Raw genomic sequence first — 26,975 nt, 5'->3', positions numbered from 1 at the left:
CTCCACCAGGGAGGCACTCTATTCGGCCTCGGACTGCTCGTCCGGGGCCGTTTGCGTGAGCGGTGCGTGAGCGGACGGAGAGTTGATCTCCGAAATATCTCCCAACGGATCAGCATCATCCGGCACGGACTCCGGGCCGGGATACTCCGCGTCGTCGGGCTCGGCCTCCGCTTCGGGGGCGGTGTTTTCGGAGGTGGCGCGGGCGCGCGGGACGAGCCGGGCTGCGGCCTCGGCGATCGCCAGGTCCGCTTCGGGGAGCAGGCTCGTGTACGTGTCGGCCGTGATGGTGATCGAGGAGTGGCCGAGCATCTCCTGGATGTCCTTCAGGTCGGCCCCGGCCGCGTGGGCGAGGGTCGCGGCACCGTGGCGGAGGTCGTGGAACCGGACCGGCGGGAGGCCGATCCCCTCGTACAGCTCGATGAAGCGGGGTGTGACGTTGGCGGGGTGGAGCATCTCGCCGTTTTCCTTGGTGAAGACCCGGCCGGTCTCCACCCAGGCGCTCTCCCACTCCTTACGGTCCTTGTCTTGCTGGGCGTGGTGCCGTCGCAGGGCCCGGACCGTGTCGGAGTCCAGTGCGATGGTCCGCGCGCCGGCGTCAGTCTTGGGGTCGTCCTCGTAAGCGATGAGGAGTGGGCCGACATCGCCCGCCGCGTGGTCGCGGCGACCGGCATCGCACCGGAAGGCGACCCGGACGGCTGCCGGTGGGTCGCCGTCCGCCACGCACCGGACCACATCCACATCGCCGCCACCAAGGTCCGCGCCGACCTGCGCACCGCACGCCACTGGAACGACTACCTCACCGCCGACCGCGAACTCGCCATCATCGAGAAGGAATACGGCCTCTTCCAAGTCATCCGCGGCGACCGCACCGCCGCCAAACGGCCCACCCGCGCCGAACAGGAGAAGGCCCGCCGTTCCGGTCACGACAAGCCAGCCAGAGAACGCCTGCGTACTACCGTCCGCACCGCCGTAGCCGCCGCCTCCAGCATGGAGGAGTTCGTCCACTTGCTCAGCCACATCGACGGCGTGCGTGCACTTCCCCTCGGGAGACGTCCGCGGGTACAAGGTCGCCACCGAAGACACCACCACCACCGGCCAGAAGCCTGTCTGGTTCTCCGGTTCCGAACTCGCTCCCGACCTGTTCTTCCCCAAAATCCGTAGGCGCCTGGAGAGCATCGACCCGCAGCCGGCTGACCAGCCGGGCCGACGCAGGCCCAACCCCTGGCACCAGGCCACCGCGTCCACGGAACGCATCCCCCACCACCTGGACCAGACCGACGACCAAGCCTCCCAGGCCCACCTCGCCGCCTTCGGCGAAGCCCTCGACGCCCTCCCCCTCCTCGCACCCCGATCTCTTCGTTTCCAACTTCAAGAAGCAGCGTCGGTGTTCGAACGCGCCACTCGCTCTCGCATCCGTGCCGAGCGTCACCACGGCCGAGCACTACGCGGCACCGTACGGGCCATGCTTCGCGAGCCCGCTCCCAAGGACGGTGCCGCCCTGGCGATGCTCCTCGACGCCGCGATCCTCGTCGTCATCGCCGCCGCCCGCTGGCACCAGGTCCGCCACCATGACCAGCAAGTCGCCGCCGCCCACCAAACCCTGCTCCACCTCCAGTCCGCGTAGGACCACGCAGCAGCCACGCCCCTGACTGCCCTCGCCAGCCGCCGACCTCCCCAGGAGACCGTGGACCGGCACATGCTCCACCTACGCCAGGCCGTGCCCGATCACCTGGAGCAGATCATCGAAGCCCCGCGTTTGGTTCCCTCACCGCTGTCCTCGCCGAAGCCGAGGCCGCAGGCCACAACCCGGAGCAACTCCTCCAGCAGGCCGTAGACCATCGTGGGCTGGACGACGCCCGCCACCCCGCGCGGGTACTGACCTGGCGCGTACAGCGACTCAGCGCAAGGTCAGCACCGAGCGCGCGGGCCCGCGCAGCACAGGCCCGCAGCGCAACACGGCTCTCCAACGCACCGGTCCACGCGGCGGCTGCCGTCCCAACCCCGCAGCCATCGAGCACACGGCGACGCTGACCACCACACGCAGACAACCAGGGGCAAGCAGCTCCAGCCTCTCGTCGAGCCCCCAGGTCCGCGCGTCCGTCAGGCTCTCTCCATAGTGGATGTGCATCCGGGACCAGAGGAGCGTGCGAGGCTTTCCCGGATCACGCTGTCGCTGGCACACAGAGCCTCTGTCAGTTCTCCTCGCAGTTCGTCCGGGAGGATCCCTGAGCCGAGGGCGCAGGCACGCACCAGCGCACGGCAGTCCTGTGCTTGCCGCTCCGTGGCGAGCGTTGTGAACAGGGGGTGCGCCAGGTTCTCGCGGGCCGCGTAGCCGTCTTCGCTGTCTGTCGTCCTGCGGTGGAGGTCCTCGACGATGCCGTACGCGGCAGGCAAATCGGCGGAACCGATCGAGTCGAGGACGGTAAGCCCGAGCCGGATATCGAAGACGGTCATCCCAGGTTCGGCTTGCCGCTCAAGATAGGCGTCTGCCAGGTCCTCCAGGTGGCTGTCGGCCGGCTGCCCGGCGTCTCGGTAGCACAGGACGGTCAGGCATGCCGTTACAGCCTGCTCCCACGGGTCGCCGGGCGTGGTGTCGGCGAGGAGGGCAGCGGCCGATGTCGTGTCACCTGCAACGAGGTTGGCGAGTACCGCGACTTGGCGTCCGTCGAGCATCCGTTTGCCCACGCCGCGGTGGGTTTCGATGTGCGTCAGGGCCTCGGCCCAACGGCCTCCGGTGGTGAGGGTGCGAGTGCCGTCAGCGAGGAGGACGCGCCACAGCCACGCGCGGACCTCGTGACGGTCTTCGTGGGTCACGGCGATGTCCACCGGTACCTCGACGCCTTCGAACTGGGCGGCTGCTCCGGCTTCGACGGCCTCATACAGGTCGAGCAGTCGCTGACGCCCTTCATCTGCGCGGCCAGCGCGGATCTGGAGGCGGGCCAGGTTGACGACCGGTTCCAATCCCCGGATCGCGCTCATGCCGGGCAACGGGCAGGCGTGGAGATAAGCGGCGGCGTGCTGGTGGCACATCTCGCGGGCGAGGTCGGGAAGGCCGAGGTCGGAGGCGATGAGCGCGGCCTGGTTGTAGACGGCCGATGCGAGCCCTTGGTCGCTCTGCTTCACAGCAGAGTCGGCGAGTTCGACGAGGCTCCGCACACGCTCGGGCAGGGGCAGGCAGGCGGGCCGGAATCGGGCGACGAGCGGGAAGCGCTGGGCTGTGGGTCCGTGCGGATCCATGTGTCCCCCAGGGTGTGGGTGAGGGCTGGTGGAGTGACGGTGCCCGCTGGCCGCGTGCCGCGGGCACCGTCAGCTACGCGTGGGGCGTCATCGCCAGTCGACGACGATGCGGTTCAGCGGGGTGTCGAGAGAGAAGAGACCGGGGCGCTGCTCGATCTCGGGGGCGTCGAGGGGCTGGATCTCGAACGTGGCCTCACCGCCTCGGTACTGCCTGTCCCAGGTGCGGATGGCGTCGGCGACCTTCGCGGCCAGTTCGTCGCTGCCGGGGCCGTGGCCGATGACGCCGAACTCCCAGAGCTTGTCGCCCTCGGGGGTCTTCTCCTTCGACAGGCGCCGGGCGAGGTAAGTGACGGCGCCCTTGTCGACGGCCGCGGTCGACGAGGGGTAGGGGTCCTCGGTGAGCAGAGTGCCCTTGGCGCTCTGGGGGAACAGCATCCGGATCAGGCCAGAGGGGAGGGAGCAGGTGACGAACAGTTCCATCCACTCCGGCGACTCCATGGCGCGGACCGTCATGCCGGTCCACTCCTCGGTGCGCGGCTGGTCAAGTACACCTGCGAGGGCATCGGCGTCGATGCTGAGCCCGGCGGGGGCCTGGAGTCGTACGGCACCGTCAGTACTGAGCGGGATCACTCGGCGGTCATCGTCAGCGATGCCCCGCCGAAGCGGCATGAAGGTGTTCATCTCGCTGCCGAGGGACACCCACCGGCCGTCACGCCGCTCGTAGGCGATGGAGCGGGACACCGTGCCCTTGAGGCGCTGGGGGACGAGAAGCCGGCCGCCGGGGGCGAGCTGCTGCAGCCAGGCGTGCGGCACGCCGTGCGCGCCGACGGTGGCGATGATCCGGTCGTACGGTGCTCCCTCGGCGTAGCCGAGAGCCCCGTCGCGGGTCACGGCCTGGACGTTGGTGATTCCCGCGCTGGCGAGGTGGACGCGGGCGCCTTCCACGAGGTCGTCGTCAACGTCGAGGGTGGTCACATGCCCGCCCTCGCCGACCAAGTGGGCGAGGAGACCGGCGTTGTAGCCGGTGCCGGCGCCGAGTTCGAGGATGCGCTCGCCGGGCTGGGCTTCGAGCTGGTCCAGCATGAGGGCGACGACGCCCGGCTGGGAGGCGCAGGAGATGGACGTGCCGTCGGTGTCGTACTTGATGTGCACCGGTGCGTTGGCATAGGCGTCTTCGAGTGACGCCTCGGGCACGAACACATGGCGGGGCACGGTCCGCAACGCGGTCTCGACGGCGGGTGTGCGGGCGTGCCCGTCCGCGCGGAGCTGGTCGACCAGGGCGTTGCGGAGGCGCTCGGCGTCCGCCGCGGGGGTGGTGATCGTGTCGGTGTTCACCGCGCTGACGCTATCGATGTCGGCCGTTGCCTCGGTGGGCAATGCGGTGTGGTCACTCGTTCCCATGACTGCCTCTCGTGCGATGTGGGACAGGGTGCTCTGGTCGTCCCGGAGGAGACCGGCGCGGTTGGCGTGGAAGATCACGTGGTGGGCGATGACGGCTCGCAGGCCGCGGGTGAGGGCGCCGCGGGCTGCGAGGTCGGCGAGCGTGGCTCCGGCCCGTTCGAAGGCGGTCACCCATTCCTCGTGCGCGTGGAGTGGGCCACCCAGGCGGCAGAGGCTGTGGGCGTCGGCGGTCATGAGCTTCCGCATGGCCGGAGCCAGTTCGGCGGCTCGTTCAGGTGGTGGTGGATTGGTGGCCGGTCGAAGGGCCGCGACCTTCGCCCATACGTCACCCTGTTCGAACCAATCGAGTCCAGCACCGCGCACCATGACGCTCGCCAGCAGGACGGCGGTCTCCCGGCGTCCCAAGTGCATCGGGCTCAGCTGGTAGGTGAGCAGGTGGCGGGAGTCGCTGTGGAACAGTTCGTGGGCTGCGTCCATGGCCTTCGGGCCGCCGAACGTGTCGGTCTCGGGCTCGTAGACGCAGGGCAGGCACGACACGGCCACGCCGTCGCCGATGAGATCGCTCAGGAGCAACTCAATGGCTGGTGAGGGCTTGTCGGCGCGGTACCGCAGCGGCCAGGGCTGCTTGTTCATGAACCACCAGCCGGTGAGCTGGCCATCGGCCTCGGCCTCGATCAGGGCGGGGCCGATGCGTTCGGCGATGGCGCGCCGGGCACTCTCGCGGTCAACGAAGGTGATGTTGTGCTGCTGCCAGCGGTCGGGAGGCATGGAGGTCCTTCGGTCGGTGGATCAAGCGATGAGGAGGCATGCGTCCCAGGCGGACCGGGGTGGTGCGGCGGTGCTGGGCGAGAGAAGGGCCAGGGCTGTGCCAGCCGCGCCGTCGAGTAGGCCGGGGCCGCCTTCCTCGTCCTGAATGAGCGCCGTGGCCATGCGTTCGGGGTCGATGCCCGGCGGAGTGACCGCAGCCAGGAGGGGCGGGATCGCGGCGCGTAGTTCTCCCGCGGTCGAGGGGTGGGCGTCGTCGGCCGTACGCGCGGCAGCGTGGGCGAGGCCGGCGAACCCGTGGCAGAGGCCTTTGTCCATCGTGGCCTTCAGCTGCTCAGGATCGGTGAGGGCGGCCACGAGCGCGTTCTCCGCGTCAATCTGGCGGCTGGCATCGCCGAGGGCAAGCGCGGCAAGTTGCTGGGCGCGGGCGAGGCCGGCGGTGCCGTAGCACCAGGACGGCCGCCTGGGGGCTGACGAGCCGAGACGCCCCCTGCGCAGCTCGCCCTGAGTGACCCAGTACGGCCAGACCGGTCCGCCGCCGGCCTTCTCCTTCCAGCGGTCCAGCCAGGCCAGAATGGTGCGCAGTGCTGCGTGGTGCCCATCGGTGACGGCACCGTTCCGAGCGGCGAGGGCCAGGAGCGCGAGCACGCCGCCGATGCCGTGCGCCATACCGGTGTTGGCGTGCCCGCCGGGGAATCGGTCGTCCGGGCTGCCCGAGGGCCCGGTCTCCGCCCACCAGCCCGGCAGGGTCTCGCCGTGGTGGATGATCGGTTCGGTGAGGCGCACGCAGTAGTCGAGAACGGCACGCATCGTGGAGCTGCCGGGGTTTCGGCGCAGTAGATAGGCGCCGTATCCGGTGAGGCCCCGGATGGCGTCGAACTCGGCGAGTTGCGGCAGGCGTCCGGCGTCGATGCGGCGATGTGCGGTGTCGAGACGGCGTCCGACGTCGACTGCGATCTGTCCGTCCATCGCGTCGAGGGCGCGCTGGTAGGAGCCGGGAAGGTGATCGGCGGCACAGATCAGGGCGTGGGCGAAGGCGGGCACTCCGTAGAAGGGGTGGCTGTCCGGGCCGCTGGTGAACGGCTGCCGGGAGGCGGCGGCGAGCCAGTTGTGGGCGCGGTGCCACGGACCGAGGCCGTTCGCTGCCAGCTCGATGTACAGGAGCGCGATTCCGGGAGGGCCGTAAGCGAGGTGTTGCCGGTCTGAGGACAGCGTCCTGGAGGCGAGGGGCACGGTGTCGGGGTCGGCGAGCTGGGCGGCGATGGCGTCGACCAGGTCGAGCGCGGGGTGGGCGGTCACTAGGCCCGCCCCCTGGTGCGGGCGGTCCAGGCCAGGGCGGCGGCACGCGCCAGGTAGAGGCACACTTCTTCCTCCGGGAAGTTCACGGCGACGTGGCGCACGAAATGGACGTGCAACAGGGAGGTCAGGACGTCGTCGACGGCGATGCCCTGGGTGTCCGGGCCGGGCAGGTGCGGCCGGTACGTGGCGAGCGCCGTATCCCGGTCAGCCCATCCCGACACGATCGCGTCCCCGCCCGGGACACGGCGTAGCACCGCCCAGTCGTCGCTCGGGTCGGCGAGCCATACGGCCTCGGTGAACTGCGGGCGCGGAACGGGTTTGGGGGCTGTCGGCGGGATGTGTTCGATCAGCCACCGCATTCCGGCCTCGGTGCTGCCAAAGAACGCGGAGGCGATGGCAACGGTGTGGGCCGCCACCAGCGTGCGCTGACCGGGACGCTGTGGCTGCGCGAGCTGGGCCAGGACGGCGCGCGAGTCCGCCCGGAACACCTCTTCGGCCGCCTCCCACGCGGTGCCGGATCCCCAGCGGCCCATCTCGCGGTAGGAGGTGGGATAGCGCAGATCGGACAGCAGGCCGACGTGCCGCAGTTCGTCGGCCCAGGCACTCACCGTTCGGGCTGTGTCAGCGAAGGCTCCCGGATCGGGGAGGGCGATGCGTACGCGGAGGTGCTGGTCCGGGTCGCGGAAGCGGATGAACCACCACGGCGGGTTACTGAGCTGTTCTAGGAGGCCGGGCAAGTGCCGGGAAAGCAGCATGTCTTGGCGGCGGGGATCGCCGTACAGGGCAGCCAGAAGAACCGAGGAAGCGGCGGGCGTCTGCATCTGGGCCGCAGACAGGGCACGGGCCCGGCTGGGGACCGGCAGCGGTGGCCACGTCGGCGGCCGGGTCGCCTTGAGCGGAACCACGACCTCGTGGGCTCGCCCGCCGCACCAGCCGTACGCCTCCGGTTCCGGGGCCTCGACCAGCACGGCCAGGCGCGTACGGTCGAGGTGCTGGCGCAGGAGCGTCCGGTGGCCAGCCTCGTCGAGGTCGAGGTGGCTCTCCGGCAACTCTCGTTCGCAGCATGCCAGGGCTCGACGATGGTACTCAATGGCACGGCCCGCAGCCCCTTGCAGCACGTGGTACCTGCCAGCCCGGTCAAGCAGGTTGACCATTACGGCAGTGTCGTACCGGGCCGGGCAATAGCGGGCCAGGGCCTCGATATGGGGTAACAGGACCCGGCACGCAGGCCAGCTCGCCGGAGCCGACGGATCAACGGGGAAAACCTGATCAAGGCCGAGGGACGCCTGGACCAGGGCGAGAGCGACGTGTTCCGGCTCCCGGTGAAGGTCATCCGGCTGCGGAGCGCGGGACAGAGCCTGGACAAGGCGGTGGACACAGAGTGAGCCGTCCGGATTACTGCTGATCATGCTATAGGCGATCAGCCGCTTGATCCCATCCGCGATCGCCGGAGGGTCAGCGAGGCCCGCCAGAAGGGAACGGGGGATGTTGTCAGGCGCGTACCAGGCCAGGATGCGCAAGATCTGCCCGGCCAGCGGGGTATCGGCGAGCCGGTCCAGAGTTAGGCGCCAAATCCTCGCCACCGTCCTGGCATCATCGCCTTCAGGACCATGCTTATACATGTCGGCTGGTGACCGACGCAGCATGTCCAGGTAGGCGGCTGGTGCGGTGCCGGATTCGTAGCAGAAAGCGGCAGCCTGCTCGACGGCGAGCGCTAGATGCCCCAGCTCCTCACACACCTCCGCGATACTGTCGGGGTCCCTCGGGCCGTCCTGCATAAAGATGTGAGTGAACAGCTCCACCGACTCATCCGGATCGAACGAGCCCAGGCGAATTGTGCTGGTCAGCTGGTGCCAGCCGGTGGCCCGGCGGGTCGTGACCAGCACGCGGCCTGAATTCGCTGTCCGGTCAAGAAGCGGTCGGATGTGGTCGGGGTGGTCGACGTTGTCGAGTACCAGCAGCCAGTCGTCCTGGCGGGTCAGCCACTGCAGTGCGCGTTCGGTCTGCAGCTCGGCGGGTAGTTGGGTCAGGCCGGGCTGCAGCGCGCGGGCCAGGGCGGCCAGGCCGGAATCGACGGCGGCGAGGCTGTGCGCCGTGATCCACCACCGCACCCGGTCCGTTGCCCGGGTGTCCGCCCAGCGGGCCGCGAGGAATGACTTGCCCACCCCGCCGAGCCCGCTCAGTGCCTGCAGCACCACACCGCCTGGGGCGGCGAATACGGCATCCAGCGCGTCGAGTTCCCTGGCGCGTCCGACGAACAGCCGAATGCGAGGGATGTTCGACAGTCCGTCGGCTGCCGCCTCATCTGGAATGGGCGCATAGGCCTCGGCCGGCAGAACCGTGTCGGCGTGCACGGCAACGGAGTTGATGACATCCCGGCCCGCGGCGTTCGAGCCATGGGAGGCAACGACACCCGGCGTGGAGATGGACCGTTGCGGGTCGCTGTCAGGTTGCTTGCTGTTCATGGACCGCTGTGTGCGGTGGAACCGTCGATATCGCCGCCGGCTGCGTTTGACCCGCCCTGCGCCACGATCCCAGCATCCCCGGGTGGAGGCCCGCCTGTGCCAGGGGCGGTGTCGCGGGCCTGGGCGTTGCGGATGTTGCCGCGGGCCGCGTTCGACCCTGCCTGAGCACGCACCGGCTCCGGTACCGTCGCCCCGGACTGGGCTTTGAGCTGCCACAACGCCACCAACAGTGCCGCGGCCGCCAGCAGCGCGCCCAGCACCCCTGCCACCTGGCTGGATTGTTCCAGGTCCGCTGCCGCTACCCACACCACCAGCAATACGGCCGACAACGCGCCGACGACTGCCAACGCCCACCAACAGACCTTCTGCCAACCCGTCATAGGAAACATGGTGTACCTTCCAGCGCATCCAGGTCCCGTCTTCGACAACTCAGCCGCCTTTCCAGCAGGTCGACGGCCGTGCGGTCCTCCTCGTCAGGGACGGCCAGGCCCTGTGCGATGACCTCGGCGATGGTACGGACGCGGCCGTCGCCATCCGTGGGCAGTTCGTAGGCGCGGGAGGCGTTGATGTCCGCGTCGGCGAACTGGGCGAACTCGGTAGCCCGCCAGCACTTGGAGAGGTCCACCAGTTCGTGGGGGCGCCTGGTAGACGGGCTTGGTCAGGCTGTCCAGGCTCCAGTTGGTCTTGCTCCACGCCGTGGCCTACATATCCCGGGCCTGTACACGAGCCCTCACTCTTGGACGTCACCGTCGAGCGCATTCGCTACCTTCGAGGCTAGGCGCTGACTGTCGGGGCGCGCCTGCTTGTTGGTAGGGGGCAGGCTGACCGTCCAAGTGTCGCCGGTGACGGCGATCTCGCCGAAGCCCTTCGAGATCCCCGTCCACGTCTTGAGGGCCTTGGCGTTGGGGAAGATGTTGATGCCGCTGTCGCCGGGGGCTGGTTGGACTGCCTTGTTCGCGGAGGGTTGCTGAAGTTGGCCGAGCCGGTGACCACGACCGGATCGTCACCGATCGGGTCGATCAGCAGTACTTCGTGTGCAGGTACTCGATGTTGTTGGAGAACGGGTTGTCGTGCTCGGCCGCCTGGCCGGCGAGGCCGCCCTCTTCGACGAGACCACAGGCCACGCGCTCGGTGTCGGGATCGATGACCAAGTCCCGGTGCAGCATCAGCGATGTTGGCGTCCTCAAACTGCAGCCAACGGAGCACGCGGCGTGGTCACCCGGCAGCTGGCTGACGAAGCGAGGATCGAAGTTGAACGGAAACGTGACGCACACCAGATCCTGGGACGACCCGAAGAGATCGGCCTAGCGGTCTAGCGCCGTAGTCCGCATGTGCGGGCTGAACACAGCCGAGATGTCCACGGGCCAGGGATCGGGCATCGTGTTGGTGCCGTCCACCCAGTTGTTGAGGGTGCCGGGGGTGGGGTCTTGGACGAGCTGCGCCCAGTAGTCGAGGTACTGCTGGGCGACGGTCGGCTCGGTGCCGGTGTGTCCGACGTTCGACTGACCGAAGATCCCGGTCTCAGTGATGTTGGTCGACCCGGTCCACGCGGCCCGGGGCGCACCGTCGCGCTTGCGATCACGAACTTGTTGTGCGGGATCTGGGCCCGGGCCCGCCAGGCTACGACCAGGTCGTCTATACCGGCGGCGGCCACCGCTTCACGGTTGTCCGGGTGGTCGAACTCGCGCGGACCCGAAAACGCGCCGTCGCCCCCGCTTCGAGTTGGCGTCCCCCGGCACCAGGGGTGACGATAGTGATGAGCCCTCGGCTCGGGCCGAACGCGGATCCGCGTGTGCCGCCGAGGGCAGGTTCTGGACACGCAAGACAACTCCCGTGAGGACAAGCGGAGTTACCTTACTCGCTTTTCTGGATTCAATTGCCGGATATCCGCAAAGCGGGCATTGTGCAGGTTGAGCTTCACCGCATCCTCAGGGGGCGTCATGGCCATCTCCGACGAACAGCTGGCGCGGGCAAAGAACATCCGGATCGAACAGGTGCCGCTGCTGCGCCGGAGCCGGGGTGCGACGAACGAGACCCTCCAAGGGCTGCCCGACGCGGCGGTACGGCGGGCGCTGCGCCGCCTGAACTACCCCGATCTACCCAACGCACGAGGGCTGTTCAGGCTCGCACAGGAGCGCAGCGACGACGGCACCGTCCCGGCGCACGCTCAGGGAACCGCGCTCGACCGGATGCGCTCGCTGCTGGCAACCAGGGAGGCCCCGCCCGCGCACACCGCGGGTGTGCCCACCGGCCTGACCGGCGAGGGCTTCGCGGGAGGCCCGACTCCGACGGCCGGAATGCAGCTCGCCCAGTGGGAATGGCTCGGCCCGGGCAACATCGGAGGCCGCACCCGCGGTATCGTGATCCACCCCGAGGAGCCGCGAAAGATGTGGGCCGCGAGCGCCGGCGGCGGGGTGTGGCACACCCAGGACGGCGGCGGGCAGTGGGTGCCCGTCGACGACTTCCTCGGCAATCTGGCCTGCTCCTGCCTGGCCATGGACCCCACTGACCCGGCGACGATCTACGTCGGCACCGGTGAGGGCTTCTCCAACAGCGACGCCCTGCGGGGCAACGGCGTCTTCAGCACCACCGACGGCGTCAACTGGGCGCCGATCACCGCCACCCAGACCGCGGATTTCCGCGCCGTGACCCGGATCGCAGTCTCCCCAACCGGCGAGGTGGTCCTCGCGGCCACCACGACCGGCCTGTTCCGCTGCTCCGACGCGGAGCGCAACAAGTGGACGCAGGTCCTCGACGTCCCTCTCGGCATCGTCCTGTTCGATCCCACCGACGACAGCCGGGCCGTCGCGGGCGCGTTGGACGCCGGCGCGGCCTTCGTAAGCTCCGACGGCGGACGCACCTGGCAGACGGCGACACACAGCGGCAACCCGTGGTCGGGCCGGGTGGAACTCGCCTACGCGGCCAAGGACCCCAGCATCGTCTACGCCTCGGTCCAGATGACCAGCGGCCGCATCTATCGCTCGACGGACGGCGGCCAGACCTACCATCCCCGCCAGACTCTCGACTCCGGCGGTCACGTGGCCGACTACCTGGGCGACCAGGGCTGGTACGGCAATGCCGTGTGGGCCAGCGACCCAACAGACGAGAACCTCGTCGTGCTCGGCGGCGTCGACCTGTGGCGCAGCACGGATGGCGGCGACCACATCACTGAGATCAGCACCTGGTGGGACGCGCGGTCGGTGCACGCCGACCACCACGCGATCGTCTCGCACCCCTCCTACAACGGGACCGACAACCGGACAGTGTTCTTCGGAAACGACGGCGGCGTCTTCACGGCGGACGACCTGGCGCAGACCGGCACCGAGCAGGAACCACCGTTCGTCAACGGCTGGACCGAGCTGGACAACAACTATGGGGTCACCCAGTTCTACTCCGGTGCCGGTAACCGGCTCAGCGGAAAGATCATTGGCGGTGCGCAGGACAACGGCACGATCTGCTTCGACCCTGGCCAGGGCACCGAGGGCTGGCAGCAGATCTTCGGCGGCGACGGAGGCTGGTGCGCCTGCGACCCAAACGATTCCGAGGTGTTCTACGGCGAGTACGTCTTCCTGAACATCCACCGCAACACTGACGGCGGCACCAGTGACGACACCGAGGGCGACCGCTACATCAGCGGCCAGTTCTGGAACAACGACCTCAGGGAATGGGACTGGAAGCCGCTGCCCTTCCGTATCCCCGACGCCATGACCAACCAGGCGCTGTTCATCGCGCCGTTCGCGCTGGACCCCAACAATTCCGACCGACTGCTCGCCGGCGGCTTGTCGCTGTGGCGGACCAACAATGCCAAGGAGCCCAACACGCCCACGTCCGGGCCGAGTTGGCAGGCGGTCAAACCCAGCGCCGGAGCGAAGATCAGCGCTCTCGCCGTGGCATCCGGCAACTCCGACCTGATCTGGGTGGGGCACGTCAACGGCATGCTGTTCCGCACCGTCAACGGCACGGCGGCGACGCCGACCTGGAGTCGTGTCGGGGTGACCGGGCCCAGCCCACTGCGACCGCGGCGCTATCTCACCTGCATCACCATCGATCCTGCGCACCCGGACACCGTCTTCGTCGCCTTCGGTGGCTTCGAACCGGACAACCTCTGGGTGACCCACGACGGCGGCGTCCAGTGGACCCAGCTCGCCGAGACGCTGCCGGACGTTCCGATCCGGGCAGTCGCCATACATCCGCGCCGTACCGAATTCCTCTACTGCGGAACAGAGGTCGGGCTCTTCGCCAGCGAGGACGACGGGGCGAACTGGTCGGCTACCAACGAAGGGCCCACCAACTGCTCGGTCGACCAACTGTTCTGGATGGACGAGACACTGGTCAGCGCCACGCACGGCCGCGGCATGTTCCGGATCGACCTGTCGACGGTCTGACCGATCCTCGACTTGGCACTCATCGAAGGTGACGGCGATGACACAAGATGTGCGTGTGCGAGGCCGGATCGAGGCGGTGGCCGCCGGTCTGTGCGGACTGCTCTTCCTGGTGACGCTCATCTGGCCCGACTGGATCGAGGCAGTCTTCGGAGTGGACCCCGACCAGCACAGCGGGGCCTTCGAGTGGGCGATCGTCGCCCTGACCTTGTGCGCCACGGCGACGTTCTCTCTGCTCGCGCGCGGCGAATTCCGCAAGGCCCGGACCCTGTCGACCAGGTGACCTCAGCGGCCTGCCCAGCCGAAAGGGGGCCCACACACAGGTCCGAGCCCCGTGGACCGGGGCAATCCGAGGTCCGAGATGCACATCCTGTCGGACGCGACCTACTGCCCTTGGTCGTCGGCGTCTCGGCCGGCAATATCCCTGGCAGCGAGGGACCCAAGCCGGTGGTGACCGGTCACCAAACGAGACACGCCCGCACGGCCGCCACTTCAAGCCCCAGCGCCTCCACGCCGGCAAGACCTACCACCGGCCCGACCTGCGCAAATGACGAGTAATGCCTTCGGCACGTCTGGGCGGCACGGTTTAACCGCGCGCGGTTCGGTGTCCAGCGAAGGGTCATGTCGGGCAAGTTCTCCATGTTGCGATCGCCGTCGTTGGTGTCGAGTACGCCATGGCGCTCGTAGAACACGCAGGCATCGGTGTTGTGCTGAAAGACGTGCAGTGACAGCCCGTCCGGGCTGTGCCGTCTGACCTCGTCGAGCAGCAGCGTGCCGATGCCCTGGCGGCGGACATCCGGCGTCAGATAGAGGTGTTCGAGCATGTCGCCTTCAAGGGCGGCATAGCCGAGGATTTCCATCTCACGCTCCGCCACCCACACGCGGCACCTCTTGAGGAGGACATCCTCGACCCATCGGCTGGCCTGTTCATGATTGCGTCTCTGCGGAAGCAGGTACGGCATCGCCGCGGCCCGACCAGCACAACCGGTTCCCCGACGACGCACACAGCGGCAACTCTGGGGCAACCCGTACGGCGGAACTCCTGGGACGGGAGGTGCCTGAGCGGCACGGACGGCAGGCACGGGCTGAGACCGCCATGACGGACCAAGGGGCCCGAAGGTTGTCGTGCCGCGGGACTGTGAGGATCCGGACTGGCGAGCGGCTCGCGCCGTCAGCGCGCCAACGGCTCGGACGCGGTGAAGCACTCGAAACCCGCGTGGAAGGCCGTGCCCTGCGGGTCGGTCGCGCTGTAGTGGAAGGCGGCCACACCGCAGCCCCGCTCGTCGAAGGCGGCTCCGGTGTACGAGGCGACCCTGGTGCCGTCGACGGCGAGCTCCACCTTGATCCGGCCCTCGCCGGCCGAGGAACAGGTCATCGACATGTCGACCTGCTGCTGACTCTCCACCTTCAGGCCCAGGTCCGCGAGGTCGACCTCGATGACCCGGTCATGCCCGCCCTGCAGCGTATCGGCTCCCCGGGCCGCGACAGGCCTCTTGGCCGGGTCCTGCAAGCAGGAGTCTTGAGGGCATCTGATCTAGCTAGTTGGTGGTTGGGGATGTTTTTCTGACTGCTGGCGTTGGTGGTCGTTTCAGAGTGCGTGAGTGCTCGTCGTCCGTATCGCAGTGACGTGTCCGATGCCCGGCGGGCCTTGATCGAGCCGGTCTTCGCCGCCTGGCGGGCCAGACGGACCGGCCCCGGCAGCGCCGCTCGGGTGCATGAAGCGGCACGTCGCGGTCGACACCGGCGGGCTGCTGCTGGCCGTCGTAGTCACGACCGCCTCCTTACAGGACCGCGACGGTGCGTTCCGCATCACCGCCGCGCTGCGCGAGTGCGTTTCTCCACGATCACCCTGGTGTGGGCCGACGCCGGGCAGCTTCGCCCCTGCGCGGTGGTGCACCAGGCGTGCGGCATGCGGTCGCCGACTCCGACACTCGGTGACGCCGCGCACCGGTTCCCCACCACAAGTGCGGTCAAGTGTGGCTTCGCGGCCCGATGTCGGGCGCGACGCCACCGCCCGGGCCGAACCCGCCCCGCGACCTGACGCCCGCCAACCCCCTTGCCCCAGTCACGCGACCCACCTAGCCTGATTTTGTGCCGCTAATAAACAAAGCCCGAAAGCACAACGTCGTGCCGGGCAACCACAGCAGCGACCTCACCCGGCTCCGCACAGCGCTGACCGTCTTCTTCGCCCTCGACGGCTTCATCTTCGCCGGCTGGGTCGTCCGCATCCCCGCCATCAAGCACCAGACCGGCGCCTCCGCCAGCGCCCTCGGCCTCGCACTCCTCGGCGTCTCCGCCGGCGCGGTGATCACGATGATGCTCACCGGGCGCCTGTGCCGCCGCTACGGCAGCCACCCCGTCACCGTCATCTGCGGCATCCTGCTTTCCCTCAGCGTCGCCCTGCCCCCACTCACCCACTCCGCCCTCACCCTCGGCGCCGTACTCCTGATCTTCGGCGCAGCCTACGGAGGAATAAACGTCGCATTTAATAGCGCAGCAGTCGACCTGGTACGAGTCCTGCAACGACCCATCATGCCCAGCTTCCACGCCGCGTTCAGCCTCGGTGGCATGATCGGCGCCGGACTCGGCGCGTTGGTCGCCGGAGCACTGACCCCGACACAGCACCTGCTCGGCCTCACCCTGATCGGCCTGCTCGTCACCGCCCTGGCCGGCCGCACCCTGCTGCACCTCCAGCCCCCGGCACCACCCGAAAGCTCACCGAAGGATGTAACCACGCCACGCCGCCTGGACACCCGCACCCGCGGGCTCGTCATCACCTTCGGCCTGATCGCCCTCTGCACGGCCTACGGCGAGGGAGCCCTGGCCGACTGGAGCGCACTGCACCTGGAGCAAGACCTCGACGCCACACCGGGCGCAGCGGCAGTCGGCTACTCCTGCTTCGCGCTCGCCATGACCATCGGCCGAGTCACTGGCACGAGGCTGCTCGAACGTCTGGGCCAGACCCGTACCCTCGTATCCGGCGGCACGACCGCCGCCGCCGGCATGATGCTCGGCGCGCTCGCCCCCTCCCTGTGGGCAGCACTCCTCGGCTTCGTCATCACCGGACTCGGCCTCGCCAACCTCTTCCCGGTCGCCGTAGAACGCGCCGGCACGCACGCCGGCCCCGACGGAGTCGCGATCGCATCCACCCTCGGCTACGGCGGCATGCTCCTCGGCCCGCCCGCCATCGGCTTCATGGCCGACTGGTACTCCCTCCCCATCGCCCTCACCAGTGTGGCAGTACTGGCCGCGTCAGCTGCGGTCATCGGGTTCATGACGAGCCGTGCGGCAGCGCGCTGACCCCACCGCCAACGGAGACCACAAAGCCACGGTTCGACAACCTCACCGAACAATCGCAGAGTTGGTATCGCGTACCAAGGAATGCTGAGTCTCAAATCATGATCCACGTAAGGCGATGACGCCTTCGCTGATGAGAGCATCACGACCGCCTCGTCGCGGCAGGAGCGTCATGCAGTTGCCCCTTGATCGACATCCGACTGCAGTATCTGCGGTGCAGTACAGCGAGCCGGCCGATCTCCGCATCAGTGAGTCGACACTGCGGACAGCAAACCGGGTTCAGTACATCGTGTTCGCACGGCGCGTTGTATCCCGCCCAGAACGCATCCTCCGACCTGCGGCAGATTGGCGGCGCAGTCGTCATCCGGCCACGCCCTGGGCCCGCCAGCGCACACGGCCTGGCGGGCTGTCTGAGCGCTTTCCACGGTCGGGGCCTCAACCCCACGGTTCTCACCGGGCGTTGCTGCTTGCCCTTCCCATGGACATCTATCTCTGGCTCGGCTGTGTCTGCATGGCTGTGCGAGGCCTGCGTAGGCGAGATGTGAACGGAGTGGTCGCGTCATCCCACTCTCCTGGAACTGTGATGACGGCGGAATGATGTGCTGTCCCCACAGAAGGCCGAGTTTTGGGAGTGTTTTGGACGTCAGGCTGCGAGGCCCCCGGAGCACCCTGGGCCGACGACAGCCCGCTCTCCCTCGGCCTCCCCCGACACCGGCGATCTCGGCCAGCGCAACTCATCCGGACTCGGGCGCCTGGCCTCGCTTTTCGGTTGGGGTGATGAGACGTCGCTGATCGTCAGCTGTCGGGTGGGCGAAGTGTTTTCGCTGCTTGGGTATGACGGAGTCTCAGCGCGGGGGCCGGGTTCTCCAACCGCGGTGCGGACTGCGGGTATGCCCTCACCATGTTCGGCGGCCTGCAGCCAGGCGACTTCCCGGGCCTGGGCGCGGGCAGAGGCCAGCGAGGCGAGGGCGGTCTCGTCGACGTCGGCGAGCAACCGCCAGGCCGTCGGTGTCGAGGCGATCGGGCCGAACACCCCTGCCTGGTCCCGTAGCACGGCCAGGTCCGCGATGGCCCCACCGACGTCGGCGAGCATCACCACGTCGGTGGCGATCCGGCCCGGGTCATGTCCGGTCCCGCGCGGCCGAAGCGGTCCGAGCGCGGCGGAGTACGCGGCAGTCAGCCCGGTGGCATCGGCGAGACCGGCCGGCAGCCGTGCCCCGGCATGACCGACCACCCCCGAACCATCGGCGCTGACATGGACCTTGGGACGCAACCCGATACCCTGCACGTAGGCACTTTCGCGTTTCCGCCTCAACAGCCGCCGTACCCAAGCGAAACGGCGAGGTCAAGACATCCTGAGGTCGTCACGCACGCTCGTATATGGCAGTGCGCGCAGAGTCGAAGCGATGCGGCTGTGTCCGGGAAGATCAGGCGGAGGGCGGTCCGATCCCTCGTCAAGTCGAACTTGCCATGCGAGCAGGGGGCGCTGCGCGTACACAGCGAAAAATGCCTGTCCCGGCTCAAGTGCACTTGAGCCGGGACAGGCGGTTCGCGCCGCTGCGGGGGCTCAGGGCGCGAAGACCTCCTCGCCTCCGGCCACCTTGCGCAGCGTGATCGCCGCGGCAGGGCAGTTCTCGGCCGCTTCCAGCACCTCGTCGGCCGCCTCGACCGGCGCCTGCGGCGGCCGCGCCCGACCGGAGGTCTCCAGGGTGAAGCACTCGGGCGCGCTGCTGGCGCACAGGCCCGATCCGACGCAGACCGAGGAGTCGATCTCGACCGTCCAGAGCTCCGTCACAGCGGCTCACCCGCCTTGGCCACGGTCAGGGCCGGCTCCGGTGCCGTCGGGCCGCCCTCGCTGATGCCGAACCTGGTGTGCAGCCGCCGCAGGGGCCTGGGGGCCCACCAGTTGGCGCGGCCGAGCAGCCGCATCATCGCCGGCACCAGAACGCCTCGGACGACGATGGCGTCCATCAGCACGGCCAGGGCCAGGCCGAGGCCGAGCATCTTCATGTTGGTGATCTTCGACGTGCCGATGGCGACCAGAACGATGGACAGCACTGCGGCCGCCGCGGTGACCACGCCACCGCTGCGCTGCAGGCCGAAGACGACGGCCCGGACGGTGTCACCGGTACGGTCGTACTCCTCCTTGATCCGCGACAGTACGAACACCTCGTAGTCCATGGACAGTCCGAAGGCCACGCAGAACATCAGCACCGGCAGGGTGGCCGGGAGGAAGCCGGTGACGGTGAAGTCACCGAGGAGGCCGCTGAGATGGCCGTCCTGGAACACCCAGACCAGCGCGCCGAAGGTGGCGCTCAGGCTGAGGGTGTTGAGGACCACGGCCTTGAGGGGCATCACGACACTGCCGGTCATCAGGAACAGCAGCACCATCGTGACGCCGACCATCGCGACGAGCGCGTACGGCAGCCGGTCGGTGAGGGTGTCCTGGGTGTCGACCAACTCGGCGGCGCCACCGCCCACGAGCACGGGGAAGGGGGCGGCCACGTCACGGATCTGACGCACGAGGTGCTGGCTCTCGGGGGAGACGTCCTCCAGGGAGGGCACCACGGACAGATAGGTGGCCTTGCCGCCCTCGGCGGTGTAGCGCTGTTGCGCGGGTCCGGCGGGCTGGGTCAGGTGACCCTTCTGGTAGACACCGGCCGCGGAGTCGACGCGTACGACGCCGGGCAGCCCGGACAGCCGCGCCGCGTAGGGACCGATCTCGGCGGTGCGCCGCGTGCCGTCGACGCCGTCGGCGACCACGTCCAGCACACCGGTGGGGCGGGACGTGAACTCGTCCCGGATCACCTGGTGCACCTGGTGTGCCTCGGCCTCCTTGGGCAGTTGCCGGTCGTCGATGTTGCCGAAGGTCGCCCCGAGGAACGGCAGGCCGAGGGCGACCAGCGCGGCGACCGCGGTCACCAGGAAGATCACCGGGCGCTTGACGACCGCCTCGCCGATGCGCCGCCAGCGCCGTCCAGAGGCGTCGGCGTGCGCGGGGCCGGAGCCGCGTCGGAAGAGCCGGGCCAGGTCCAGGGCGTCGATCCGCCGGCCCAGGACCAGCAGCAGTGCGGGCAGCACCAGCAGGGCCGCGGCCGCGGCGACGAGCACCACCGAGATGCCCGCGTACGCGAAGGACCGCAGGTAGTACATGGGGAAGATGAGCATGGCCGAGAGCGACACGGCCACGGTGAGGGCCGAGAAGGCGACCGTGCGTCCGGCGGTGGCGAGCGTGGTGCCGATGGCGGCCTTGGGAGGCAGGCCGCCGTGCAGCTCCTCGCGGTAGCGGCGGACGATGAACAGCCCGTAGTCCACGGCCAGTCCGAGGCCCAGCGCGGTGGTCAGGTTCAGCGCGAACACCGAGACGTCGGTGAAGCCCGTGATGACCCGCAAAGAGGCGTTGGTGCCTACGATCGCGATCAGTCCGATGATCACCGGCAGCAGCGCAGCCACCGCGCTGCGAAAGACCAGGACGAGGATCAACAGGGTAAGAGGCAGCGCGATGACCTCCGCCCTGCCCAGGTCCTCACGGCTGGTGTCCTGGACCTCGGTACGGATCTGGGTGGCGCCGCCGATCTTGACGTCCAACGGGCCGTGGCTGCCGCGATAGTGAGGCGCGATGGCCTTGAGGGTGTCGTCGGCCTCGGTCTCGGTTCCCGTGATGCGGGCGACGATCAATGCGTAGCGCCCGTCGGTGCTGCGCAGTGCCGGGGACTTGTCCTGCCAGTACGAGGACACGCCCTGCACGTGGTGCTCGGTGGCGAGCCGCTCGGCGAGCCGCCGTCCCTCGGCGGCGGCGGGTGCGGAGTCCACTCCGCCGTCGGCCTTGAGCAGCAGCGCCACATTGGGGCGCCCAGCGGCGAAGTCCCGCTCCAGGAGATCCGACGCCTGTGAGGATTCGGCCGCGGGGTCGGTGGTGCCGCCGCCCTGCAGCCGGTCGGCCACCCCGCCGCCGAGGACGACGGCGGCGGCGGCGAACAGCAGCGCCAGGATCAGGATGAGGCGTGGCCGTGCTGTGGTCAGCCGGGCGAGACGCTCGAACATGATGGTCCTCTCCGGGGGTGTATTCGGCGTCTCAGGTGTGAGGTACGGATTCCGCGGTGGCCTCGAAGGAGGCGCGGTTGAGTCCGAGCGTGCGCAGCAGCATCGTGTCGCGGACCCGGTCGGGCAGGACTCGCAGGAACGACAGGGCGCGAGCGTCCTGGCCGATGAGGTAGCGGGTGGCCGGGCGGCGCGCCGTGATCGCCTTGACCAGGGTGTTGGCCGCCTTGTCGATGGCGGTGGCGCTCTGCTTGGCGGAAGCCGCCTGGGCGTCCGCCACCGCCTTGGTGTACCGCCGTCGTGCCTCGGTGCCGCCGGTCCAGCCGTCCTCGGCGGCGGACTTCTCGGCCTTGGCGAAGATCTCCGTCTCCAGGGCGCCGGGTTCGACCAGAACGACGTCGACGCCCTGGAACCTCAACTCCATGCGCAGCGCGTCGTTGAGCGAGGCGAGGGCGGCCTTGGAGGCGGCGACCGGTCCGAAGAACGGGACGGAGACACGGGCGGTGACCGCGCCGATGTTGACCACCCGGCCGCCGGCGCGGCGCAGCGCGGGCAGGAAGGCCTGGGTGACGGCGACCTGGCCGAGGACGTTGATGTCGAACTGGCGGCGCAGCGCGTGCGGGGGGACCATCTCGACCGGCCCCTGCACGATGACACCGGCGTTGTTCACCAGGGCTTGGAGCCCGCGGTCGCCGAGGACGGCGGAAAGGTTCTCGGCGGCCGCGGCGATCGAGTCGGGGTCGGCGACGTCCAGGACGACGGGTGTCAGCGAATCGACGTCGGGCAGTTTGGCGAGCGCCCCGGAGGTACGGACCGCGGCGATCACATGCCAGCCGGCGTTGGACAGCTTCTTGATCGTCGCGGTTCCCAGACCGCCGGACGCCCCGGTGATCAGGACGGTCGGTGCGGAAGGGTTCTGACTCACGGGTGCCTCCGTCGTCAATGAATGGAGCGGTGGTTCGATGCGGCTGTGTCCGCTCACGCGTCTTCCACCAGGTGCATCAGCCCGGCGGGGAAGCGCTCGCCCGCGAATGCCCCGGGCGGTGCGACGGTTTCGATCCGGGCGAGGTCGTCCGCGGTGAGCTCGACGCTCAGTGCCGCGACGTTCTCGTCGAAATCCCGGCGGGTCTGACTGCCGGGGATGGGCACGACGCCCTGCGCCAGCAGCCAGGCCAGGGCCAGTTGCGCGGTGCTGCAGCCCTTTTCGAGGGCGATCTCGCCGAGCCGGGTGACGATCGCCCCGTTGACGGCGAGCTTGTCCGGTTCGAAGCGCGGCAGGAATCGGCGCAGATCGGAGATGGCCAGGTCCGCGTCGCTGATGATCTGCCCGCCGAGCAGGCCGCGGCTGAGCGGGGCCCAGGCGACGAAGCCGATGCCCAGTTCACGGCAGGTCGGCAGGATCTTCTCCTCGACCCCGCGGCTGGCCAGCGAGTACTCGGTCTGCAGGACGGAGATCGGGTGCACGGCGTGCGCCCGTCGGATGGTCTGGGCGCCCGCCTCGGACAGGCCGATGAAGCGGGCCTTGCCGGCCTCGACGATCTCCGACAGAGCCCCGACCGAGTCCTCGACCGGCACCTGCGGGTCGATGCGGTGCAGGTAGTACAGATCGACCCGGTCGGTGCCGAGCCGCATGAGGCTGGCGTCGATGGCCTTGCGGATGTGGGCGGGCGATCCGTTCAGCTCCACCCCGGAAGGGGTCCTGATCATGCCGCACTTGGTGGCGAGGACGACGCGGTCGCGGTGGCCGCCGCGCAGCGCCTTTCCGACGATCTCCTCAGAGACGCCGTCGCCGTACATGTCGGCGGTGTCGAGGAAGTTCACGCCGACGTCGATGGCCCGGTGGATCGTGGCGATCGATTCGGGATCGTTGCGGTCCCCGTAGAATTCAGCCATTCCCATGCAGCCGAGTCCGAGTGCAGAGACCTGCAGGCCGTCCGCGAGTTCGCGCGGGGGCACGTCCATATGTCAACTCCGATTTACTCCGGGGAATTCATTGAATTCCCGCCCAACAACCCTAGGGCTGGGCCTGAATGGGCACAATGGTGGCGGAACTAATAGCAGTCAGAGCACCAGATCAGTCCCTGACCAGGTGGAACGCCCAGGCCAGGAAGGCGGCGCCGGTGAGCGCGGACCCCAGTACACAGACCGCTGGCCAGCCCGATGCGGAATACAGGGCCGCCGCTCCGACGGCCCCCACCGCCCCGCCCAGGAAATACCCGGTCATGTACACCGATGTCACTCGGCCGCGAATTTCCGGGGGCAGTCGGTAGATCTCGCTCTGATTGGTGATGTGAGCCCCTTGGACCATGAAGTCCAGGAGGAACGTGGCCAGGACGAGCAGTGCGAGCGAGTGCTCGCCGAACGCGGCCGGGAGGAAGGACAGACACCCCCCGGCGAGCAAGGCCCCGGTCGGCCAGGGGCCGAGATCACGGTCCGCCGCCCGGCCGGCGAGGGCCGCCGCAACGACACCGCCGATGCCGACCAGGCTGAGCAGCCCGACCGCGTCGGCTCCGTATCCGTAGTGGGGGCCGGCCAGGAGGAAGGGCAGCGGGGTCCAGAAGGCGGTGAACGCCGCGAAGCACAGCGCGCCGTAGAGGGAACGGCGGCGCAGCACGCGGTTCGAGCGCACCAGGCCCGGCAGTGAGCGCAGCAGACGCACGTAGCCGAGGCCGGTGTCCGGCGGGGCTCCGGTGCCCGCCGGGATGCGGCTGCGCAGGACGAGGACAAGTACTCCGGCGACGCCGGCCGCGCCGTAGTAGACGGGCCGCCAGCCGGTGTGCTCGCCGATGACGCCGGACAGAAAGCGGATCAGCAGCGAGCCGATGAGGACCCCGCTCATCACGCCGGCCACCACCCGGCCGCGTTCGGCCTCGGTGGCGAGCGACGCGGCGAACGGCACCATCACCATGACCACCACCGAGGTCAGGCCGATGAGAGCCGCGGCCACGCAGAGCACCTCGATGCCGGGCGAGGTGGCGGCCAGCAGGAGCGCCGCCGTCTCGGCGGTGAGCAGAGCGAGGACGAGTCTGCGCCGGTCGAGCATGTCCCCCAGCGGTACGACCAGCACCAGACCGACCGCGTACGCGGCCTGGGTGGCCACGACGACCAGGCTCACCGCGAAGTGCGAATGGTGCAGCTCCGCCGCGAGGGTGTCCAGCAGCGGCAGGGACAGGTAGAGGTTGCCCACGGTCAGACCGCAGGCGATCGCGAACAACGGCACCAGGCCGCGCGCGGGGGCGGCGGACCGGCCCCGGGCACGGTCGGTCCGTACGGGGGAAGCCACGGGGTGATCTCCCGTCAGCCGACGGAGATGGGCAGGGATTCGACGCCGCGCAGGGTGAGCCGGGGCCGAAACTCCACGGTGTCCTCCCCGTCGAAGCACAGCCGGGGAAAGCGGCGCAGCAGGGTGGTGAAGGCGATCTGCGCCTCCATGCGGGCCAGTGACGCGCCGAGGCAGTAGTGGATGCCGGAACTGAAGGACAGCACGGGAGCGTCGGCGCGGGTGACGTCGAAGCGGGTGGGGTCGGGGTAGCGCCGCGGGTCGCGGTGGGCGGCGCCGACCAGGGCCACCACCGAGGAGCCGACCGGGATCTCGATGCCGGCGATCTCGACGGGGCCGTCGGTGACCCGGTTGCCGAGCTGAGTGGGGCTGTCGTAACGGAGCATCTCCTCGACGGCGCCCGGAACCAGGCTCAGGTCGGCCCGCACCCGCTCCATCTGATCGGGGTGGCGCAGCAGGGCCAGCATGCCGTTGCCCAGCAGATTGGTCGTGGTCTCGAAACCGGCGCCGAACAGCAGGTTGCACATGCCGATGAGTTCGCCCTGGCTGAGCTTGTCCTCGCCGTCCTTGGCGGCGATGAGCGCCGACAGCAGGTCGTCGCCGGGGTTCTTGCGGCGCTCCTCGACGAGGGCGCTGAAGTAGTCGTCCGTGAACTGGGCGCCCTTGTCGCACTCGGCGAGGTCCTCGGGGGTCAGCCCGAGTTCGTAGATGTCCTGGAAGGCGCGCATCGGGCCTTGCAACGAGGGCAGGTCGGCGTCGGGGATGCCGAGCATGCGGCCGGTGGCCATGGCCGGCAGCGGGAAGGCGAAGTCCTTCATGTAGTCGAGGGAGCCCTCGCGTTCGAGCTTGTCGGCCAGGCGCTCGACCATCTCGGTCACCTGCGGGCGCATGGCTTGTACGGCGCGGGGGGTGAACGCGAAGCCGGCGAGCTTGCGCAGCCGGGTGTGGTCCGGCGGGTTGGCCCACAGCATGATGTTGGGCAGTCGGCGCAGGGCGGCGTGGTTCTGCCAGTCGTCCTTGCCGACCCAGGGGGCGAAGACCCGGTACGGGTCCTTGAGGGCATGCTGGCTGCGCAGGAAGGCGTTGACGTCGTCGTAACCCGTGACCACCCAGTGACCGAGCGCGGTATGGTGAACGGCGGCCAGCTCCTGGATGCGCTCGTAGCGCGGATACGGGTCGCGCAGGCCGTCCGGAGTGAGGAACAGCTCGGCCAGCACTCCGTCCGCCTCGTCGGCGACCGTGGTTTTCTGCTCAGTCTCTGTTTCCATACGGTTTCCCTTCCGTAAATCGGCTGGATATGCCGTGTGCGGTAGGCGCTATTCGATGTCGACCATTACTCGACACCTGTCCCCATCTTTAAGCATCGTTTGACACTGAAGAAGAGTGGAGTAAATACTGGTGGAAACTGCACCAGTTAGTCCTGGCCATCGCGACGGGGGATTACGCATGGGACCTTCAAAGGACGAGCTTAGTCGTAAGGAACTCGGCGACTTTCTGAGGTCGCGGCGCCGAAAGGCGGACCCGGAAAAGTCGGGAATTCAAGTTTCCGGATCGGCGTCCGGGCGCCGGCGCATCCAGGGGCTACGGCGGGAGGAAGTGGCCCAGCTGTCCGGAGTCAGCCTCACCTGGTACACCTGGCTGGAGCAGGGGAGGAACATCAACGTCTCCCGGCAGGTGCTCAACGGGATCGCCAGGGCACTGGCGCTCGACGCGCCCGAACGCGACCACCTCTTCCGGCTCGCCGGAGAGGCCCCGCAGACCACCTCGATGGACCCGGCGCCGACGGTCGGCCCGGACATCCAGGCGTTCATTGACCTGCTCAACCCCAACCCGGCCTACGTGATCACCCGTTGCTTCGACATCGTCGCCTGGAACCGCGCGGAGGCGGCGCTCATGGACGGCGTCGTCGCCCAGGTGCCGGAGCGTCATCGCAACGTCCTGTGGCTGATGTTCAACGTGCCGCGCGCCCGCGATCTGCTGCCGGACTGGGAGCGCGATGCGCGCTGGCTGGTGGGGCTGCTGCGCACGGAGTCCGCCCACGAGCTGGGCCGCCCGCGCTTCATCGAGGTGGTCAACGATCTGAAGAAGTCCAGCCCGCTCTTCCACGAGTGGTGGACCTCGCACGACGTGGAGCAGTTCACCTCGTCCGTACGGCGCTTCCAGCACCCGGTGGTCGGGCCGCTGTCGCTCAATTACGTCAAGTTCGCGGTGGAGGGCGACACCACCGGACTCAGCATCGTCACGCATTTCGCCTTCCCCGGCTCGCAGGAGGAGAAGCGACTGGGCGACCTCGCCGCCTCATGGCGGGGCTGATCCGGTCCGCGCGGAGAGATAGCGGCCGATCACGGCCTTGACCTCGGCGGTGTACGCCTCGGCTTCCGGGCCCTGGTGCTCGCGCACCAAGGCCCGGCCGGCCTGGAGCAGTGCGCACACCACGGCGGCCACCCGGTCCCGCTCCGCCGCGGGCGCGCACGGTCAGCATCTCTCTTACGCCTCCCAGCAGTTCGGCCCGGATGAGCATCAGCAGGGCGAGGTTCTCGGGCTGGAACGACAGCAGCGGGGCGAAGACCGCGTCGGTCAGCCGCTCTGGCGGCAGGCGCGCGTGGTCCGCGGTGAACAAGGGTCCGTGCGCCGCGTACAGCTCGCGCACCAGCCGCTCGCCCAGCCCGGCGAGCAGTGCCTCCTTGTCGGGGAAGAACTGGTAGAAGGTGCCCGGGAAGACCCCGGCCTCGCGGGCGATGGCGGTGGTGCCGGGCACGGTCGCCCCCGTACGGCACAGCAGGCGCGCGGCGGCGTCCAGCAACTGCT

Annotated in this window: 20 protein-coding genes and 5 pseudogenes; 7 read left to right on the top strand and 18 right to left on the bottom strand. The window is 69.0% G+C overall.

The annotated features are described in order from the left end of the window. Positions 1-18: 18 nt before the first annotated feature. Positions 19-720: a tyrosine-type recombinase/integrase gene (locus ACFY0T_RS38935; protein ID WP_388882051.1), complete on the bottom strand. Its 702-nt coding sequence runs from the start codon at positions 718-720 to the stop codon at positions 19-21. Here ACFY0T_RS38935 and ACFY0T_RS38930 point away from each other — a divergent pair. Further along, positions 616-2,031 (top strand): annotated as a pseudogene (locus ACFY0T_RS38930) (mobilization protein); the annotation flags it as partial. The gene ACFY0T_RS38935 and the pseudogene ACFY0T_RS38930 sit on opposite strands and share 105 nt — an antisense overlap. Positions 2,032-2,100: 69 nt before the next feature. Here ACFY0T_RS38930 and ACFY0T_RS38925 read toward each other — a convergent pair. From ACFY0T_RS38925 to ACFY0T_RS38895, 7 genes are all read right to left on the bottom strand, one after another. Beyond that, positions 2,101-3,237 (bottom strand): hypothetical protein, encoded by a 1,137-nt coding sequence (locus ACFY0T_RS38925; protein ID WP_388882048.1) that lies wholly within the window; start codon positions 3,235-3,237, stop codon positions 2,101-2,103. Between the two features lie 87 nt (positions 3,238-3,324). Beyond that, a complete protein-coding gene (gene fxlM, locus ACFY0T_RS38920) occupies positions 3,325-5,406 on the bottom strand; it encodes a methyltransferase, FxLD system (RefSeq protein ID WP_388882045.1) in 2,082 nt (693 codons plus the stop codon). A 21-nt stretch (positions 5,407-5,427) separates the two neighbouring features. Then, a complete protein-coding gene (locus ACFY0T_RS38915; protein WP_388882042.1) occupies positions 5,428-6,702 on the bottom strand; it encodes a lanthionine synthetase C family protein in 1,275 nt (424 codons plus the stop codon). Next, positions 6,702-9,167, bottom strand: a complete 2,466-nt coding sequence (locus ACFY0T_RS38910) for a thiopeptide-type bacteriocin biosynthesis protein (protein ID WP_388882039.1) — start codon at positions 9,165-9,167, stop codon at positions 6,702-6,704. Before ACFY0T_RS38910 ends, ACFY0T_RS38915 begins: the two co-directional genes overlap by 1 nt. Then, complete coding sequence (locus tag ACFY0T_RS38905) at positions 9,164-9,547, bottom strand: hypothetical protein (protein ID WP_388882036.1); 384 nt, start codon at positions 9,545-9,547, stop codon at positions 9,164-9,166. The genes ACFY0T_RS38910 and ACFY0T_RS38905 overlap by 4 nt, the downstream gene beginning before the upstream one ends. After that, a complete protein-coding gene (locus ACFY0T_RS38900; protein WP_388882033.1) occupies positions 9,544-9,792 on the bottom strand; it encodes a hypothetical protein in 249 nt (82 codons plus the stop codon). Before ACFY0T_RS38900 ends, ACFY0T_RS38905 begins: the two co-directional genes overlap by 4 nt. Before the next feature lie 394 nt (positions 9,793-10,186). Beyond that, positions 10,187-10,333 carry a hypothetical protein gene (locus ACFY0T_RS38895; protein ID WP_388882030.1) on the bottom strand — a complete coding sequence of 49 codons (147 nt, stop codon included), beginning with the start codon at positions 10,331-10,333 and terminating at the stop codon, positions 10,187-10,189. 774 nt (positions 10,334-11,107) lie between these two features. Between ACFY0T_RS38895 and ACFY0T_RS38890 the strand changes: the two genes are divergently transcribed. The 3 genes and pseudogenes from ACFY0T_RS38890 to ACFY0T_RS38880 form a co-directional block, all read left to right on the top strand. Then, positions 11,108-13,552 carry a WD40/YVTN/BNR-like repeat-containing protein gene (locus tag ACFY0T_RS38890; protein ID WP_388882027.1) on the top strand — a complete coding sequence of 815 codons (2,445 nt, stop codon included), beginning with the start codon at positions 11,108-11,110 and terminating at the stop codon, positions 13,550-13,552. Positions 13,553-13,589: 37 nt separating this feature from the next. Further along, positions 13,590-13,832 (top strand): ABC transporter permease, encoded by a 243-nt coding sequence (locus ACFY0T_RS38885; RefSeq protein ID WP_388882224.1) that lies wholly within the window; start codon positions 13,590-13,592, stop codon positions 13,830-13,832. Positions 13,833-13,853: 21 nt separating this feature from the next. Next, positions 13,854-14,097: pseudogene (locus tag ACFY0T_RS38880) on the top strand (IS5/IS1182 family transposase); the annotation flags it as partial. A gap of 123 nt (positions 14,098-14,220) precedes the next feature. On the opposite strand, the pseudogene ACFY0T_RS38875 reads toward ACFY0T_RS38880, so the two are convergent. Beyond that, positions 14,221-14,511 (bottom strand): annotated as a pseudogene (locus tag ACFY0T_RS38875) (GNAT family N-acetyltransferase); the annotation flags it as partial. A gap of 209 nt (positions 14,512-14,720) precedes the next feature. Then, complete coding sequence (locus tag ACFY0T_RS38870) at positions 14,721-15,059, bottom strand: hypothetical protein (protein WP_388882024.1); 339 nt, start codon at positions 15,057-15,059, stop codon at positions 14,721-14,723. Between the two features lie 87 nt (positions 15,060-15,146). Here ACFY0T_RS38870 and ACFY0T_RS38865 point away from each other — a divergent pair. Together ACFY0T_RS38865 and ACFY0T_RS38860 are read left to right on the top strand one after the other, a co-directional pair. Further along, positions 15,147-15,236: pseudogene (locus ACFY0T_RS38865) on the top strand (IS5/IS1182 family transposase); the annotation flags it as partial. Positions 15,237-15,676: 440 nt separating this feature from the next. Further along, a complete protein-coding gene (locus tag ACFY0T_RS38860; RefSeq protein ID WP_388882021.1) occupies positions 15,677-16,849 on the top strand; it encodes an MFS transporter in 1,173 nt (390 codons plus the stop codon). 892 nt (positions 16,850-17,741) lie between these two features. Here ACFY0T_RS38860 and ACFY0T_RS38855 read toward each other — a convergent pair. From ACFY0T_RS38855 to ACFY0T_RS38825, 7 genes and pseudogenes are all read right to left on the bottom strand, one after another. Next, positions 17,742-18,134 (bottom strand): annotated as a pseudogene (locus ACFY0T_RS38855) (IS1380 family transposase); the annotation flags it as partial. Positions 18,135-18,413: 279 nt separating this feature from the next. Beyond that, entirely contained in the window at positions 18,414-18,641 is a 228-nt protein-coding gene (locus ACFY0T_RS38850) for a ferredoxin (RefSeq protein ID WP_388882018.1), read from the bottom strand. Continuing rightward, entirely contained in the window at positions 18,638-20,890 is a 2,253-nt protein-coding gene (locus tag ACFY0T_RS38845; protein ID WP_388882015.1) for an MMPL family transporter, read from the bottom strand. Before ACFY0T_RS38845 ends, ACFY0T_RS38850 begins: the two co-directional genes overlap by 4 nt. A gap of 31 nt (positions 20,891-20,921) precedes the next feature. Next, positions 20,922-21,812, bottom strand: a complete 891-nt coding sequence (locus tag ACFY0T_RS38840) for an SDR family NAD(P)-dependent oxidoreductase (protein WP_388882012.1) — start codon at positions 21,810-21,812, stop codon at positions 20,922-20,924. Between the two features lie 53 nt (positions 21,813-21,865). After that, positions 21,866-22,849 (bottom strand): aldo/keto reductase, encoded by a 984-nt coding sequence (locus ACFY0T_RS38835; RefSeq protein WP_388882009.1) that lies wholly within the window; start codon positions 22,847-22,849, stop codon positions 21,866-21,868. Between the two features lie 112 nt (positions 22,850-22,961). Further along, on the bottom strand, positions 22,962-24,170 hold the full coding sequence (locus tag ACFY0T_RS38830; protein WP_388882006.1) for an MFS transporter: 1,209 nt from the start codon (positions 24,168-24,170) through the stop codon (positions 22,962-22,964). Positions 24,171-24,184: 14 nt separating this feature from the next. Continuing rightward, on the bottom strand, positions 24,185-25,435 hold the full coding sequence (locus ACFY0T_RS38825) for a cytochrome P450 (protein WP_388882003.1): 1,251 nt from the start codon (positions 25,433-25,435) through the stop codon (positions 24,185-24,187). 178 nt (positions 25,436-25,613) lie between these two features. Here ACFY0T_RS38825 and ACFY0T_RS38820 point away from each other — a divergent pair, with 178 nt between their 5' ends. Then, positions 25,614-26,480, top strand: a complete 867-nt coding sequence (locus ACFY0T_RS38820; RefSeq protein ID WP_388882000.1) for a helix-turn-helix transcriptional regulator — start codon at positions 25,614-25,616, stop codon at positions 26,478-26,480. Here the strand turns inward: ACFY0T_RS38820 and ACFY0T_RS38815 are convergent. Beyond that, the gene (locus ACFY0T_RS38815) at positions 26,466-26,612 is read right to left on the bottom strand and encodes a hypothetical protein (RefSeq protein ID WP_388882221.1); all 147 of its coding nucleotides are present in this window, start codon (positions 26,610-26,612) and stop codon (positions 26,466-26,468) included. The two genes, ACFY0T_RS38820 and ACFY0T_RS38815, sit on opposite strands and share 15 nt — an antisense overlap. Between the last annotated feature and the right edge of the window lie 363 nt (positions 26,613-26,975).

Source organism: Streptomyces sp. NPDC001530 (assembly GCF_042894545.1).
Taxonomy (GTDB): domain Bacteria; phylum Actinomycetota; class Actinomycetes; order Streptomycetales; family Streptomycetaceae; genus Streptomyces.
Note: the sequence above shows the minus strand (reverse complement) of the source record. Positions and strands in the feature narration are given on the sequence as shown.